This is a genomic window from Lactobacillus corticis (genome assembly GCF_018327645.1).
Classification (GTDB): domain Bacteria; phylum Bacillota; class Bacilli; order Lactobacillales; family Lactobacillaceae; genus Lactobacillus; species Lactobacillus corticis.
Window position 1 is genome coordinate 13,097 of the sequence record NZ_BMAY01000015.1, and the last position, 16,173, is coordinate 29,269.

Genomic DNA, 16,173 nt, shown 5'->3' on the forward strand with positions numbered 1-16,173 from the left:
GGATCACTTCCCTTGAAAAGAAAAATCGTCTTGGCGCACTTTTTGTATTTGCGGTTTGGTAAATACCTGATAGTAGATAGCAACCACACAAAGATAGAAAATAATTCGCCCGATAATTGAATGAAACAAAAACATTGAGTCTGGTCCAAACCAATATACATTAAAGCAAATAAAGAGCAGCCGAAAACTGTTAGCCAATAAGATCAAGATTAATCCTTTAGCCATCCAAGCCATTCTTTCGTGTCGATCATATAAGGGATAAAAGGCTAAAAGTGCAATATAGGCGGTTTTTTCAACTACGCCAGAACATTCATAGTCGACATGCAAAATAACGTTGCCACCATTACGGCAAGCAATATTGATTAGTCCATAAACAGGACTAGTCGTAAAGGCGTTTCCAAGATGCCCAAAAAAGCCAACAATATTAGTCAAAAGAGCTGAGAAGAACCAAACATAATAGGTTCTAAAGGCGTAGAGCAAGATGAAAAAAAGGCCTAAACAGCCTATCCAAAAATAAAGCGACCTAAACCGTGCTCGTTTGGCAACTGAAAGAGCGTAAAGCCAAACTATGATCATTATTATCATCGGTCCATCAAGCATTTTTTCGCTCCTTTTTTTGATCATTTGGGCCATAAGTAACAGCATGAACTAAATCCAAAATTGTTTCTTTAGCAGTTGGATACAATAAACTTGCCAGCATCAACAAGCCAGGTAAAAACTGAATCAAATACCGGCTTCGTCCACCTTCAAACAGCAGCAAGAAAATCATTCCTACGACTAAGCCCAGTCGGGTTCCCATGGAGTAAATATGGACATACCGATAACCAAACAGTAAGATTGCCAAAACACATATCCACCAGATTTGGGCTAACAATCTAAATACTTGCAAATTTTTTCCTGTCGGATAAAGTAGTTCCTGCAAAAAGTAAAAAGGCTTGCTTGGATCCGGACGGGCTGAGGTAAAATGCCCCTCGATCAACCACGCAAAAGTGCCATCCGCGGTATTCCACCCCTGTTTTTTAAAGAGAAATACCAAATAGCCAAAAAAGCCTTTGCTTTTTAAGCGTTGCTGATATTTTTTCCAAGAATAAGCGACCTTATCGGACTTCTTAGGCAATTTTGCCATCATTAAAGCATCGTGTGGATTATAGCCACCTTTGCCACTGATTCCCATACTCAAAAAATGGACAGCCGGAATTTCCAACTGTTCGTTTACTTGAATAAAATTTTGTTTTTGGGAGAGCTCACGCAAACCATAACTACTCGTCAAAAAGATGCCAAAACTGATCAAGATAGTGATTAAGCCACGATAATCATGTTTGATCATCATTAAATAAATAATGCCAGCCACTGCAATTCCGACCGGTACCGCAATACTTGATGGCTTAATTAAAAAGCTAAAAGCTAAGGCAAAGGCACCGACGATTGCTATTGGCAAACGGATATACCATTTTTTTACTTGAATGATCACCGCAAGTGCCAAAATGGCAAAAGATGAAAACGGCAAAACCAAAGTATCAGTATATGGGACCAAAATGTAAGGAAATACAAAGAGCCAGGTTATTTCTAAATAGCAAATATACTTTACCGTCCACTTGTGAATCAAGTACATGGTAAGTACATTAAAAAGACAGCTCAAATCAACTAAAACGAGCGTCAAAAGATCAAAAGCCAACCAGCTTGTAGAGTGGACTGCCTGTGCAAAAGCATGATAAAACAGCAAAACTGGCACATTATTGAAATTTTGACTGAAATATCCCCGTGAATTTGTGGTATTAGGGTTGGTTAAACTTGTATGGACTTGGCCAACATCAAAGCCGATTGCGGGGTGTAAACCGAAAACCAGCATCAGCTGGTAGCCAAGCAGCAAAATAGAAAGAATAGCGATAGTTATTCGGGCATGTTCTACAAAAATCAGCCGCCAAATTTTGGCGAAATACTTCGAACCATATGCTGCCAGCAATAATGCGACCAACCCAAAGATCAGCAAAACACTAACTATTGTGGTATCTTCAGACTTAAAATTCCAGTTGCTAGACTGCAAGGCCCAGAAAAAAGAAATGGCGATTAACCCGGTAAAAATGGTGTTGAGCCAATTGCTTGACCGATCTAAAAACTTATCAAGCTTTTTCATGGCGTCTTCTCACATATTTAGGCACAAAAAAGCCCACTCCAGCCAGCACAAAGCCAGCAGCCGCTAGCATATAAGGGCCAGTGCTGGCACCTTGATAAGTAATGCCGGAGCCGTCGTTTAGATTACGGTTATTAAACGTCCATTTGGTTGAACTAGTTGCTTCTTGTTCGGCATCCTTAAAAGCAGAGTCTGGGATATACCATTCAAACGCATCATCAGTTCTATCCTTTCCCATGCGCTTTCTAGTAACCGCAAGTTTTCCGGTACTACTATTCCAATATGTTGCACCGCTAGTGCTGGTGCCCCAGACATTAACCGTACCCTTCTTAGTTTTTCCGGTTTGAAGTTCCCATGGATTGACGCTTAAAGTAATATAGTAGGTCCACTTGCCTACTGACAAAACGTAGCCAGCCGGTTGATAAGTAGTATAGCCGTTAGTAAGCTTTGGGTTGATGTCAACTAAGAAATAGAAGCCATCATTTTGATGAATCATCGCTACAGCACTTGGCTTTGCACTAGTCGTCCAAGTCGACTTGGGCACATCTTCCCAATCATTAAATTTACCATCAATTTTGATAGAACTAGCCATAGTATTTTGGACAGCAAAAATTAGCAGAAAAGCCAAAATGGTACTTAGTTCTACTAGCAATCTTTTCATTTTCAAAATAAATCACACACACCTAACTTAATTTGAGTTTTCGAATATTTACTATTTATTTTACGACGTACTGCAACAATTTCAAGACCCCTATTAAATTACGCAAGTGTTGATATATAAACACTTGATCGTCTTTTTCAAAAATAAAAAGCCCGTCCAAGGACAGGCTTGATATTTTTAACATTAACGATGTTGGTGATTTAATTTCTTGGCAAAGTAGTCACCTACAACTTGGACAATGAAAATCAAAATAATAACCAGAATTGTTGCGACAAGGGTGACGTCATTATTAAAACGGTTATATCCGTATGAAATGGCTGTATTACCTAATCCGCCGGCCCCAATAGCACCAGCCATGGCAGTAAGGCCAATTAAGGAAATAATAGTGACTGTTGAAACTCTAACTAATTCAGATCGGCTTTCGCTCAAATACACGTCAAAGATGATATCCCAATTAGTGGCTCCTAAACTCTGAGCTGCTTCAACTTTTCCTTTGTCGACTGCTTCTAAAGCCACTTCAACTTGGCGTGCATAGAAAGGAAAGATTCCTAAAGTCAATGGAACTAAAGCCGCAGTAGTACCGATTTGAGTACCAACAATTGCTTGGGTAAACGGTGCAATAAAGGCTAGCAAAATAATGAAAGGAATTGCCCGAAAGATTGAGACTAGCTTGTCACAAATATTAAACCAAAACTTGTTAGGATTGATGCCACCATCCTTGGTCACTACTAAAAGGACCCCGAAAATCAGTCCCAAAATACCTCCAAAATTGGCAGACCACCAAGTCATGTAAATAGTTTGGACAATACTGGTTCCCCAACCAGCATCGCCGCCCCATCCGAGCTGGACAACGTTAGGCAGATATTTGCTTAAAAAACTAATCATTTTGAATTTCACTCCCTTGAATCTTCGTTGCGGTAACGCCGGCTTCATCAAAGAAATTCAGCGCTTCTTCTTGTTTGGCCTGATCTCCTTTGACCAAAATCACCAAAGTACCAATTGGTTCTTCACCTAAAAGTTCAACGTTGCCATATAACATGCTGACTTCGATCCCTAATTGGCGATAAAGTTCAATGATGATTGATTTAGTTACGTTGCTTACGCTATAGACCAGCTGGTAAATTACTTCATTTTTACCTAAGCCACCCAGGTTAAGTTGGTTTAATACATTCATTGCTTCAAGCGATCCACCAACAAATTGTTTCGTCAACTCAGCTTGAGGGTGCAAAAAGATCTGCTTCAATGAACCTTTTTCAAGCAAATGACCATTTTCCATCACGGCCACTTTGTTAGCAATTGCCTTTACGGCTTCCATCTCGTGAGTAATTAAGACAACTGTTAGGCCTAATTCTCGATTTAAGCGTTTTAGCAAGTCAAGAATCTGTTGCGTATTTTGTGGGTCTAACGCGCTAGTAGCTTCATCCGAGATCAAAATATCGGGATCATTTGCCAAAGCCCGAGCTATTGCTACCCGCTGCTGTTGACCACCAGAGAGTTGAATTGGATAAGCATCCGCTTTATCATCCAGGTCAACCAGTTTCAGTAGCTTGTGACATTTTTCCTCTAATTCTTGATCAGAGAGTTTTGCATGCTTCAAGGCAAAAGCAACATTTTCTAATACCGAAATTTCATTCAGCAAATTAAAGTTTTGAAAAATCATGCCAATTTTTCGGCGTTCTACTTGCAGCTTTTTGTTATCAATTACTTGTTTGCCAGCTTTGACGAAATCAACGCCGTTTACTTTAATATCGCCGGCAGTTGGCTTTTGCAAAAGGTTGATCGTCCGAACAATTGTCGATTTCCCAGCACCAGAGTAACCAACAATTCCGTAAATATCGCCCTTTTCAACTTTCAATGAAACCTGATTGACGGCTGTGACAGTTGGCTTTTTCTTTTGTTTAAATTCAACGCTGACATTCTTCAGTTCAATGATACTCATGCCTTTTCATACCTTTCGCTTATTTTAATGTGACATCCCAAGCTGCAATTTGACTATTACCATAGTATTTCTTGTAGAGGCGCTTGGTAGTTGCAGTTTGATATGCTTTTACAACATCCTTGTAGGCTTTTTTATTCTGATTTCCTTTTTTAGCAGCGATGACATTGATCCATTGTTCTGAATCCTTATTTACTGGTTCAGTATAGATAGCGTACTTGCTTGATAAGTTAGCTGCTGCTGCATAATCGTTGTTAACAATTGATGCGTCAACTGAATCTAAAACTCTAGCAGTCTGTTCAGCTGAGACTTCCTTTATCTTTAAGTGCTTTGGATTTTTGGTAATGTCGGCCACCGTAGCTAAAGTCTTGCCAGATTTTAATTGAATTAGGCCAGCATTTTTCAACACGTAAAGCGCTCTTGACTCATTAGAAGCATCATTTGGAACTGCAATTTGCGCACCATTTGGAATGCTCTTGACGCTCTTGTATTTCTTAGAATACAGCTTCATTGGGGCAATGTAAGTTTTGCCAATTGCAACCACGCCACCGCCGTTGGACTTATTCCAAGCATTCAAGAAAGCATAATGTTGAAACGCATTAAGATCGATGCTGCCTGACTTTAAAGCTTTGTTAGGCTGGTTGTAGTCAGTAAAGTTCTTTACTTTTAAGTTGATATTGTATTTCTTTTTAGCAGTTTCTGCTACGCTGTCCCAAATTTTTTCATCTTGCTTGGTTTCACCGACAACGCCAACTGTAACTGTAGTTGCCTGAGCTTTTTTAGAAGAACCAAAATTGAGTCCTGGTCCAAAACTAAACCAACCCGCAACGACTATTACTACTGCTACCACAACCCAGATCAGGGTCCGTTTTTGTTTTCTTTGCATGATTTTTCCTCCAGTTATTAAAAAAACACTCGCCCCGCGTATCAACGCTAAAGGACGAGTGTTCGTTTTACCACCTTTATTCGCTGCCTGTTCACACAGACAGCCTCAGTAACTTTCGATCAAAAGTTTGCAAGGATAACGGATGCAACTCCGCTGCCAGCTCATCATTCACTGCCAGTCATCATTCCGAGACCATATTCATTGACTCGAGTTGATCGCCTTTCACCAATTCGGCGACTCTCTGTAACAACTCCTAGACAACTACTCATCTCATCTAGATGTAAATTATTTGTTGATGAATTTAATTTATCATTAGCTTTTAAGTATGTCAACTGTTTTTTAACTTTTCTGGCTTTTTCTTTGATATGTCAAAAAACTATAATCATAAGGATTTTTAGCATCGGCCTTAAAATCGCTTCTTTTTACTAAAGTGAAATTCTCATAATTTATCGGCACCATCTTAGTATCAGCTGGGAATTGACCATAGACCAAGGTTTTCTCTAACCGATCAACCTGATCAACAAATAAGGCAAAAACCCCACTTCCGCCAATAAGACAAATTTCCTGGTCTCCATAAGCAGCAATGATCTCTTGCAATTCATCAACGCTGGTAACAATTTCAACTTGCTGCGGATCATATTTATCTTGCAAACTTGGGTCATGACTTAGAACCAGATGCTTTCTGCCTGGCAAAATTCCTGGGAACGAATCAAAGGTTTTCCGACCCATAATCATCGGTTTATGCATGGTCACGGCCTTAAAGTGCTGCAAATCAGCTGGTAAATGCCATGGCAAATGCCCCTGATAGCCAATATTGCCTAATTCATCTTCAGCCCAAACAAAAGTCAGCATATCCTACTCCTTAAACCGCTACGGGTGCTTTAATCGCACCAGCATGGCGATAATCGAGCAACTTAATATCTTTCATTTCAAATTCATCAATCTTTTGCTTTTCCGGGTTAAGCCAAAGCTGCGGCGAATCTAGCACCTCCCGGCTTAACTGTTCCTGTACCTGCTGGAAGTGGTTGCGATAGATGTGGGCATCCCCTAAAGTATGCACAAATTCTCCTACTTGGAGGCCAGTCTCACGAGCAACAAGCGATAAGAGCAGCGAGTAACTTGCAATATTAAAGGGTACTCCCAAAAACATATCGCCAGATCTTTGATATAGCTGCAAACTTAATTTGCCATCTGCCACGTAAAATTGATAAAGAACGTGACATGGTGGCAAAGCACTAGTAGGAACATCCTCAGGATTCCAGGCTGTAACAATCATTCTTCTTGAATCAGGAGTTTGATTAATTTGGTCAATTACCTGCCCTAACTGATCAATGACTCCTCCCGAACGTTTCCGCCAATGACGCCACTGGGCACCATAGACGTTGCCTAGGTTGCCATACTTCTCACTGAAAGCAGAATCTGACAAGATTTTATCAGTGAAAATTTCCATCTGCTCATCATATTGTTTTTTAAAAGCTGGATCTGTTTGACTGCGCAGACCAAAATTCGTCATATCAGGGCCTTGATAGTCTGGACTTTCTACCCAATTTTTAAAGGCCCATTCATCCCAGATATGATTGTGGTGTTCAAGTAAGAAGCGAATATTCGTATCACCTCTTAAAAACCACAGCAATTCACTTTTTATCAGTCCAAAAGGAACTTTCTTGGTTGTCAAAATTGGAAAACCCTTTGCCAAATCAAACCGCATTTGGGCCCCAAAAAGACTTCTGGTTCCTGTTCCTGTGCGATCACTTTTATCATGGCCACTAGTCATGATCTGCTTCAATAAATCTAAATATGGAGTTTCAAGCTTAGCCATAAATTCCTCCTATTTTTTGCGTAAATTACCATTTTGATCATATCTAATCAAATAAACAACTGTTGCGACAAGCAATACCGCCAAACCGACCGAAACTGAAATTCTTGTGTCTGGATTAATAAACATAAAAATTACAATCACAATTAACATTATAAAGGCAAAATAGTTAGAAAACGGATATAGGGGCAATTTAAAAGGGTGATTTTCTAACATCTGCGGATTATGCCGGCGAAAACGCAATTCAGCCAGCAAAATACTAAACCAGGGAATCATCCCAGGCAGTACGGATGAACTGAAGACAATCACGAATAAATCCGACATTGAGTGATTAAATTTAGCTGCCACTATATCCAATAAGAAACCTATTAGAATACCAGAACTAATTCCCATGATTGCCCGATCAGGAACGATCCTTTTAGAGATATGACCAAACATTTTTGGAGCATCCCCTTGATGAGCCAATTTAAACAGCATTCGGCTAGAAGAATAAATGCCCGAATTGGCCCCAGAAAGTGCCGCCGTTAGAACGACAAAGTTAATAATTGAAGCTGCTGCCGAGATCCCAACTTTGGCAAAAGTTGTTACAAAGGGAGAACCAATGCTGGATAGTTTATTCCAAGGATAAATAGTCACAATAACGAAAATGGCCCCAACATAGAAAATCAAAATCCGTAACAAAACCGATTTAACGCTTTTGACAATCGCTTCTTGGGGATTAGCAACTTCTCCTGCTGAAATGCCCAATAGTTCGATTCCTTCATATGAACCTACAATGATCGACATCGAGAAAAAGAAGCCTTTTACGCCACCAGTAAAAAAGCCGCCATGTTGCCATAAATTGGCAAATCCGGTTGGTTTGCCGCTATTGCCAATCCCGAAGAAAATAACCAGCAATCCTAAAATGATCATCAAGATGATAGTAATAACCTTGATCATGGCAAACCAAAATTCTAAGTTAGCATAAGCCCTGGCACTAGCTAGATTTGCTAGCAACAAAAATCCAATTATAATTAGTCCAACCCATAAGGGGTTCAAGTTGGGCCACCAGTACTTTAAGTATTCCGTTGCTGCTACGACCTCACTCATCCCAACAACGATATATTCAAAGACATTGCTCCATTCTGCTAAATAGCCTGCTAGCGGATGAACATATTCAGCTGCATAGTCAGCAAACGATCCCGTGCCAGGGTTAACATAGAGCATTTCTCCTAAAGCTCTCATCACAATATACAGCAGCAATCCTACAAAAATATAAGCCAATAAGACTGACGGGCCCGTCCATTTAATAGTTGAGGTCGCCCCCATAAATAGACCGACTCCGATTGCTCCCCCTAGCGAGATCATCTCCATTTGTCCAGCTGTCATCGACCGTTTCAGTTTAGGGGCCGAAGTATGATTTTCATCCATAAGAAACTTATTCCTTTCCACAATTGCTTCCTATTCTATTTAAATCGGGCAATCAATGCAATAGAAAAAGCATCTTGCAAGCGCTAACTGATGCTTGTTTGATGCTTTAATTTTTTTCTGCTTTCTTCAAATCGTTCTTAATCACCTTGACTGGGTTTAACCAAATGCCATTGTCGCTATATGCCCGGTTGTCTGGTGCACCATCTTTTTTGCGAACATAATCTTTGCTCGTCTTTGTTATACCAAGATGTAAGTGATTGCCTGTTAGATAGCCAATAGTTTGGCCCAGTTTGACCTTTTGGCCTTTCTTAACCGTAATGCTGCTTAAATCGGCAAATCCTTCTTGGTAAACTTCAACATAACCGTCATCACTAATAACCCAAATGTAATAGCCAATTCCGGCAGCATAGCCAACTTTATGGACGCGACCGGCGTGAACGGCCAAGACTTTGCTATTTTGACCAACTTGGGAAAAGCCAAAATCCCAACCATCATGCCAATAAGACTTGGTGGGATATAACCTGCGAAGATATTTGGTTTTACCATATTGTTGTCCTTCTTCATATTTGGGGCCATTTTTGCCGATTTTCTTAAAAGGCCAACCCCAGGTTGCTTGATACGGCTTTTTTACCCGCTTTTTTTGGCTTTTTTTAGGTTTTTGCGACTGATTGATTGTGGCTAATTCACTGTCCCAAGCCTGCTTGCCGGAATAAAATAGGCCGCCGCAAATTGCCAAAAGAACCCCAATTAGTGCTAACCACTCTAACTTGGTGGGACTTTCTTTTTTCATATCTAACCTCTATTATTCTTTCTCCACACTTTTATTATCGAGTTAATTATACAAAATAACCAAAAAAACTAAAATTCTTTCTTTACTGTTGCCCCCGCAATTGGTAGAATTAAATCGTTGTGGAGAGTTGGCAGAGTGGTAATGCACCGGACTCGAAATCCGGCGAACCCAGTTATCCTGGGCGCGCAGGTTCAAATCCTGTACTCTCCTTCATATATTAAAAGGGCATCGCTGTACGATGCCTTTTTCTATTGCTTCAGATAATTATTTTTTAAAAACTCTTCCATTCCTTGTGGATCATGACCTGTTAGATGAGCAAAGTCATCACTCAGTCCTTCCAAGTATCCCATTGCTCCGCCTTGATACATTGAAGCTAGCTCCTTTCCGTCGCCTTCTGAGGCATAAATTTTGCCAAATTCTTCAACGCTAACTGGATGATAACCAATCGTTTTGCCGGTTACTTTAGACATTATTTTACCAAGTTCTGACATGGTATATGATCGCGTCTGAGTTAATAAGTAACTTCTCCGATTTTTCAATAAATCTTGGCTTAATGCTAATTTGGCGATTGCTTCGGCAGAATCGGCAATAGTGATAAAACTCATTGCTTGTGAGCCAACTGGATAAATTAATCCGCCTCGCTCGATAAGTTCTGGTAAATATGGAATTAGCGGATCCGCATATAAACTATTCTTAGCGATGGCATAATTTAATTTGGTACCCGCTAATCTGCGTGGAAGATAGCCGTAAAAAGGCGACATCACAAAGGGATTATCTTCTTGATCAGCAATAAAACTCATCGCAACCAAATTTGGGATGCCAGCATATTCAACTGCAGACAGCACGTTTTCTAGTTCTGCAATTCGATCAAGCAGCGAGTAGGTTTTGCTAGCGATATATACTAGAACATCTAAACCAGTAAAACTAGTATTTAAACTCCCCTTATCCAAATAGTCGATCTTCCTTATTTCGATTCCATATTTTTTCAAACTAGTAGCATGGTCTGGGTTATGAACTAAAGCAATAATTTGTTCATCTCTTGCTTCTTTTAGAAGCTGTTTAACCACTTGACTACCTAGGTGCCCAGTTGCACCGGTTACTCCTATCTTCATTTTTTTACCTCATCGCTTTCTAACAAATTCTTAGCAAACTGTAATACCATAATCCAAAACAAGGCTAAGACAACTTCTAAGATTGTCCCCCAAATTATCGGAATGACATTGTTAGTTTGTAATCCTGCAAACAGCAAATCACCTAGCCCTCCCGCGCTTATCGTTGAGGCTATTGTTGCTATCGCCATGGTTGACCCCAAGGCCAGCTGCATCCCCGAGAAAAGGCTGGGCAAGGCTAGTGGCAATTGAACCTTAAAAAATATCTGCCTGGAGGTCATCCCTAAACCTCTGCCAGCTTCAACATATTGGGGATCGACATTTTTTATTCCGGTAATAAAACTGCGCAGCAAAATATATTCGCAATAAATAGTTAAAACAATAATTGCCGATGTCTTATTTAACCCAGTTATTGGCATCAGCAAAGCAAATAGTGCGTAGCTAGGGATGGAATAGAGCATGGAAAAGAAATAGGTCAACCCATTAAGCCAATTGTTCTTTTGAACAAAGAAAAAAACAATGACGATTGCTAGGCTAAGCGCAATCAATAGCGCGCTTAACACCATTTGTCCATGCTCGACCATCAATTGAATCATCTGAACATAATGGGAATTCCAATAGGCAATCATTTTAAATCCTCCCAAAGCGCCCGATTTTGTCTGACAGTAGCTAACAATTGGGATACAAACTCACTAGCCGGATGATCAACCACCTGCTTAGGTGACGCGAATTGCTCAATTTGTCCATGATTAACAACCATCACACGATCACCCAAATACAGTGCTTCATTAATATCATGAGTGACAAAAAAGAAGGTTTTGTCAGGCATTTTTTCATGTAGGGCTTTGATATCTTTTTGCAAGCTTTGTCTCGTTATCGCGTCTAAAGCCGAAAACGGCTCATCTAACAGCAAAATAGGTGGATTAGTGGCCAAGGCTCTGGCAACCCCAACCCTTTGCTGCTGCCCGCCTGATAACTGGTTAGGCATTTGCTCGCGATAGACGGCGGGATCGAGCCCCACTTCGGTCAAAAGTTCGTTGACGGTCTGGTCAATTCTTTTTTGGTCCCACTTTAATAGTTTGGGAGTCACACTTATATTTTGAGCAATTGTCATGTGAGGGAAGAGCCCAATCGATTGAATCACGTACCCAATATGACGACGCAGCTTCACTAAATCACAATTAGCCAGATTGTTGCCTTCGACGCTGATTCTGCCACCATCAGCTGTTTCTAAACCATTAATCATTTTTAAAGTGGTCGTTTTGCCTGATCCTGAGGTTCCAAGAACAGTAATAAATTCACCTTGCTTGACAGAAAAATTAAGATCCTGAAGAATCGTTCTTTTTCCAAAACTTTTCGTAACGTGTTCAAAACAAATGATGTCATTAACCATTTTGCTTGACCTTTCTAATCAATAAGTCAAAACCGACCATGATAACAAATGAAATAAGGGCCACACTAAAACCACCCACAATAACATAATCCATGCGATACAAACTGAGCCCGGTAAAAATTAACGTTCCTAATCCTCCTGCCCCGATATAAGCAGCTAAAGTCGCACTAGCAAATATTTCGATCAGCGCCAATTTCACACCGTTTAGCCAGTAAGGAAGGGCCAAGGGAACTATTACTTGTTTAAACAATTGCCATTCGTTCATCCCTAAGGAAAGGCCCACTTCTTTGATCGAATTGGGAATTTCATTAATTCCGACAATCGTATTAGTAACAATTGGAGCTAATCCTAAAAACACCAGGGCCAAGATTGCCGGCAACATCCCCGTTCCAATGATTGGAATTAAAATAAAAATCACAGCTAAACTAGGAACAATTCGCAAGAGTTGACTGAAAGTTTGGCAGATTTTCGCTAAATAGGCATTTTTAGAACCTAAATACCCAAGAGGCAGGCCAATCAGAATTGCTGCTGTCAAAGAAATGAAGCATAATTCCAAATGTTGACCTAGATAAAGGCAGTATTCTCCTGCAGAGTTTTCAAAATATTTGATGATTTGTTCAAGCATATTTATTTCCTTACATTTTCTCTAACCCAATCTTGGGCTACCGTTTGATAATCTTGTCCGTCAACATCAACTTTTTTATTTAGCTTTCGCAGAACTTCAGTGGTCAATTTCTGATCGATCTGGTTTAAGATTTTCGCTATTTTTGGATTTTTATTAAGAATACTGCTATTTGCCAAAGGAACTAAATTATATGCCGGCCAAAAATGCTTTTCATCCTTTAATACAAGGTAATCCTTGCTAACCAGTTGCCCTTCCGTAGTAGAAACTGGTGCTGCATCCCCTTCATTATTAGCCATAATTTGATATTTTAAGCCAGCATCATAAATCCGCGAACTTTTAAACCTAAACTTCCCGTAGACGGTCGCTAATCCAGGCAGACCATCAGACCGTTTGTTAAATTCGCCTTGGGTGATAAAGCGCACCTTGTCAGCCTTTTTCTGCAAATCGCCCAGCGTGTAAATTCCGTATTTCTTAGCCAAGGAAGTCTTGATAACTATTCCTTGAGAATCATTCGCTGGAGCTGCCTTTAAAACGGTTAATCCAACTTTCCTCATACCTTTTTTAGCAATTGCAGCTATTTCTTGTGAACTTTTTCCAGATAAATCAGCTTTTAAATAATTCATTGCAATTGTTCCGGTATACTCAGGATAAAGATCAACCTGCCCGGTTTTGATTGCCTGATAGATAACCGAGCTGGAAATATTAGGTTTAGTTTTAATTTTGTACCCTTCCCGTGCTAAAGCCACTGCCCAAATTTGCATCACAATTTTGCTTTCAGTGAAATCTTTTGAGCCGATTGTAATTTGAATATTATTATCACTAGCTTGTTTGGCTGACTTTTGATTTGACCAATGAGTAACAGCAATTGCTATTATTAGGCCAATTATCAATCCGAAAAGGGACCATTTTTTCTTGACTGTCATCGTTTCCTCTTGTATTTAGTATTTTTACAACTGATATATTTAAAATATAAAGCTAAGAGATGCGTAAGTCAATAGATTTGCTTAATTTATTTGTAATTTGTATAATAACAACAAAAGCTTATGAGGAGGGCTTATTTATGAAAATATCTACACGCTTTAGTGATTCAATACACCTATTATCGTTTATTGTCGTGTATAAAGGAAAAATTCCCCTTACAAGTAACACCATTGCTGGCAGCATTCAGACTTCTCCCGTCATGGTTCGGCAACTTATGAGTGACCTGCGTAAGGCGCAGCTTCTAAAGACCACCCATGGCACGCCCAACCCCCAGTTAGCTAGACCAGCTGAAAAGATTTCTCTTTTGGATATTTATCTAGCAGTTGAAAAAGACAAGCCACTCTTTGAAATTGACCATTCAACAAATCCCGACTGTATTGTGGGTGGAAATATCCAACCGACCTTGGAGCAGTTTTACCAGCAAGCCGAAATTGCAGCTAAGGCAAAGTTAGCCCAGATTAAGCTAGCTGATGTCATTGATACCATCATTGTTCGACAAACGGAAAAAGAAGCAAAAAAATCTAAGGGATAAATAAAAGGACGCCTCAACGGTGTCCTTTTTGATTTATCAACTTTTAAAATGCTCCTCCGCCGCTTCCGCCGCCAAAGCCGCCGCTGCTTCCCCCGCTGAAGCCACCAGAAGAACCGTTAATGCTTGAGCTGTGGCTGGTAGTTTGCTGGACCGCATCAGCGAAAAAGTTATCAAATGTTTCGGCAAAATTATCTTTCATACTGTCTAACAGCACAAAATAATAATAGTTAGGAAGCAGATAGTTTATTTCTTCTTGTGAGAAATTTGCTTGCAAGGTTTTTACTACTTTAGGTGCCAAGCCAAAAGCAACTGCATATGGCATTACCTCTTCCCAAAGAATTTGGTCTTCTAAAACTTTGCGGTCAAATTGGCCGATGTCGTGCAGCATTGAATAATATCCGCGAACTTGGTTCATCATGCTGACGCCAGCTTTGGTATAAGGAGAATAATTGAATTTAACAAAGAGCCAGATCCCTAGTGAGATTAACGTTCCCACAATAATCCAATTAAAGCTAGCGCCAAAAAATTGATTAGCAATTCCCAAACAAAAAACTCCTGCTACTAACGAAATTGTCAAGCGGCTAATAGAAGGAAGGTCATTACGATAATGCAGCTCCTGAGCCTTTTGGTATTCCGCTTCCTGCCAGGCTTCGTATTTTTGCGCAATCAATTTAGCTTTCGGGCGGTTTAGCTTTAAAGAACTTGAATTAAACTGCTTGCCGTCACCTAAACTAAATAATTCCGCAAGCAGCGTTTCCTGTTGGTTCTCTAATAGGTCTGGGTTTAGGAGCGTCAACTGAAAATTATTCTTTTCGGCTCGATCAATTTTTATTTGCTTTTTGGCAGCCAATTCGAGCAAGTGCCCGCTAAAAGCCCGTCCATCGGGTTGCTGATCAAAACACAGAATTTGACTAACAGCTGCTGAGTAAGATGGAGTATCAAAAACGTGCGGTGCTTTCTTAGGCCGATAAGGCACCAGTCGATTAGGTTTGTGCTTGAGAAATTTACCTAATTGAACAGCCATGATAACAAAGGCCAAGGTAATCAGAACAAATTGCCAAATCGTCTTTCTGATTTGGTTGCGTTTCCGTTCAGCATTCGCTTTAGCAGCTAGGCTTGCTTCCTGCTCCCTAATCTGTTTTAGCCGCTTTTTGCTTGAACGAAAGGTATTCTCTGCCGTAATCGTTGGCGCAAAGACAATATGCGTTTCGATAAAAGTATTGGCTGGATTTTTATCTAAGCTCAAAATGACTTTGCCTTGCTTTTTATCGACCTTGTTATACCCATCTAAGTTTCCGTGAGCCCACGCCTGCAGACTTGCAATCTTGGTGGCTGGCAGCGCGATTTCAATCCTAACGTTGTTTAACTCTTCGTCCCAGCCAGCGCCAATTATCTTCCAGTTTATTTCAGCCGTATCCTGATAGTTTTTTACCACCTTATCCAGTTGATAGCGATAAACGACCGTGAATTCCCCATCGTCTACCGGATGAAAAACTTTAAATTGGTAAGAGTGCTGTTTTTTAAAAAGCTGATAAGTATTAGCTTGACCACTATCGCTTAACTTGATTGGTTGCCGATGCCCGCCCTGGATGATAGTCACTTTAGCTTTGCTGAGTTTCTGGTTAGTATCCGTTCGCAAAGCTTGGGTATAATACACGCCATTGGTGTGATCATCAAAGTCATATTTTATTTGGCGCTCGACTTGGGCTGACCCATTTTTCTGAACCTTAACTTTCACATGGTATGAAGTTATTTCGTAGTCCGCCGCTGCTACTTTGCGAGGCATTAGCCAAACTAGCAGAAAAATAAAAGCGACAATTAGCGTCCTTCTTGGTAATTTCATTCTGTCCTCCTGTTGCTCATAATAAAATTATCCTTCAGCGACCTACCAACTGTCTAGAAA

The 16,173-nt window shown here is 40.2% G+C and carries 17 protein-coding genes and 1 tRNA gene; 2 read left to right on the forward strand and 16 right to left on the reverse strand.

Annotated elements, in window-relative coordinates; all coding sequences use genetic code 11:
• Positions 1 to 3 precede the first annotated feature (3 nt).
• The 10 genes from xrtG to KI210_RS07955 form a co-directional block, all read right to left on the reverse strand.
• A complete protein-coding gene (xrtG, locus tag KI210_RS07910; RefSeq protein WP_212781341.1) occupies positions 4 to 600 on the reverse strand; it encodes an exosortase XrtG in 597 nt (198 codons plus the stop codon).
• On the reverse strand, positions 593 to 2,134 hold the full coding sequence (locus KI210_RS07915) for a TIGR03766 family XrtG-associated glycosyltransferase (RefSeq protein ID WP_212781342.1): 1,542 nt from the start codon (positions 2,132 to 2,134) through the stop codon (positions 593 to 595). Before KI210_RS07915 ends, xrtG begins: the two co-directional genes overlap by 8 nt.
• The gene (locus tag KI210_RS07920) at positions 2,121 to 2,792 is read right to left on the reverse strand and encodes a Firmicu-CTERM sorting domain-containing protein (RefSeq protein ID WP_246487341.1); all 672 of its coding nucleotides are present in this window, start codon (positions 2,790 to 2,792) and stop codon (positions 2,121 to 2,123) included. Before KI210_RS07920 ends, KI210_RS07915 begins: the two co-directional genes overlap by 14 nt.
• 183 nt (positions 2,793 to 2,975) lie before the next feature.
• Positions 2,976 to 3,677 (reverse strand): methionine ABC transporter permease, encoded by a 702-nt coding sequence (locus KI210_RS07925; protein ID WP_212781344.1) that lies wholly within the window; start codon positions 3,675 to 3,677, stop codon positions 2,976 to 2,978.
• Entirely contained in the window at positions 3,670 to 4,731 is a 1,062-nt protein-coding gene (locus KI210_RS07930; RefSeq protein WP_212781345.1) for a methionine ABC transporter ATP-binding protein, read from the reverse strand. Before KI210_RS07930 ends, KI210_RS07925 begins: the two co-directional genes overlap by 8 nt.
• Positions 4,732 to 4,750: 19 nt before the next feature.
• A complete protein-coding gene (locus KI210_RS07935) occupies positions 4,751 to 5,617 on the reverse strand; it encodes a MetQ/NlpA family ABC transporter substrate-binding protein (RefSeq protein ID WP_212781368.1) in 867 nt (288 codons plus the stop codon).
• 336 nt (positions 5,618 to 5,953) lie between these two features.
• Complete coding sequence (locus KI210_RS07940) at positions 5,954 to 6,466, reverse strand: dihydrofolate reductase (RefSeq protein ID WP_212781346.1); 513 nt, start codon at positions 6,464 to 6,466, stop codon at positions 5,954 to 5,956.
• A 10-nt stretch (positions 6,467 to 6,476) separates the two neighbouring features.
• Positions 6,477 to 7,433 (reverse strand): thymidylate synthase, encoded by a 957-nt coding sequence (locus KI210_RS07945; RefSeq protein WP_212781347.1) that lies wholly within the window; start codon positions 7,431 to 7,433, stop codon positions 6,477 to 6,479.
• Positions 7,434 to 7,442: 9 nt separating this feature from the next.
• A complete protein-coding gene (locus KI210_RS07950) occupies positions 7,443 to 8,840 on the reverse strand; it encodes an amino acid permease (protein WP_212781348.1) in 1,398 nt (465 codons plus the stop codon).
• Between the two features lie 106 nt (positions 8,841 to 8,946).
• Positions 8,947 to 9,630, reverse strand: a complete 684-nt coding sequence (locus KI210_RS07955) for a M23 family metallopeptidase (protein WP_212781349.1) — start codon at positions 9,628 to 9,630, stop codon at positions 8,947 to 8,949.
• Positions 9,631 to 9,751: 121 nt separating this feature from the next.
• On the opposite strand from KI210_RS07955, the gene KI210_RS07960 reads away from it, so the two are divergent.
• Positions 9,752 to 9,840: transfer RNA gene (locus tag KI210_RS07960), tRNA-Ser, on the forward strand.
• Between the two features lie 38 nt (positions 9,841 to 9,878).
• Here the strand turns inward: KI210_RS07960 and KI210_RS07965 are convergent.
• The 5 genes from KI210_RS07965 to KI210_RS07985 are packed head-to-tail and all read right to left on the reverse strand — an operon-like array spanning position 9,879 to position 13,680.
• Entirely contained in the window at positions 9,879 to 10,742 is an 864-nt protein-coding gene (locus KI210_RS07965; RefSeq protein ID WP_212781350.1) for an NmrA family NAD(P)-binding protein, read from the reverse strand.
• A complete protein-coding gene (locus KI210_RS07970; RefSeq protein ID WP_212781351.1) occupies positions 10,739 to 11,368 on the reverse strand; it encodes an ABC transporter permease in 630 nt (209 codons plus the stop codon). The genes KI210_RS07965 and KI210_RS07970 overlap by 4 nt, the downstream gene beginning before the upstream one ends.
• Positions 11,365 to 12,132, reverse strand: a complete 768-nt coding sequence (locus tag KI210_RS07975; protein ID WP_212781352.1) for an ABC transporter ATP-binding protein — start codon at positions 12,130 to 12,132, stop codon at positions 11,365 to 11,367. The genes KI210_RS07970 and KI210_RS07975 overlap by 4 nt, the downstream gene beginning before the upstream one ends.
• Complete coding sequence (locus KI210_RS07980) at positions 12,125 to 12,757, reverse strand: ABC transporter permease (RefSeq protein ID WP_212781353.1); 633 nt, start codon at positions 12,755 to 12,757, stop codon at positions 12,125 to 12,127. The genes KI210_RS07975 and KI210_RS07980 overlap by 8 nt, the downstream gene beginning before the upstream one ends.
• Positions 12,758 to 12,759: 2 nt before the next feature.
• Complete coding sequence (locus tag KI210_RS07985; RefSeq protein ID WP_212781354.1) at positions 12,760 to 13,680, reverse strand: glycine betaine ABC transporter substrate-binding protein; 921 nt, start codon at positions 13,678 to 13,680, stop codon at positions 12,760 to 12,762.
• 137 nt (positions 13,681 to 13,817) lie between these two features.
• Here KI210_RS07985 and KI210_RS07990 point away from each other — a divergent pair, with 137 nt between their 5' ends.
• The gene (locus KI210_RS07990; protein WP_212781355.1) at positions 13,818 to 14,270 is read left to right on the forward strand and encodes an Rrf2 family transcriptional regulator; all 453 of its coding nucleotides are present in this window, start codon (positions 13,818 to 13,820) and stop codon (positions 14,268 to 14,270) included.
• A 43-nt stretch (positions 14,271 to 14,313) separates the two neighbouring features.
• On the opposite strand, the gene KI210_RS07995 is transcribed toward KI210_RS07990, so the two are convergent.
• Positions 14,314 to 16,113 (reverse strand): DUF2207 domain-containing protein, encoded by a 1,800-nt coding sequence (locus KI210_RS07995; RefSeq protein ID WP_212781356.1) that lies wholly within the window; start codon positions 16,111 to 16,113, stop codon positions 14,314 to 14,316.
• Positions 16,114 to 16,173 lie beyond the last annotated feature (60 nt).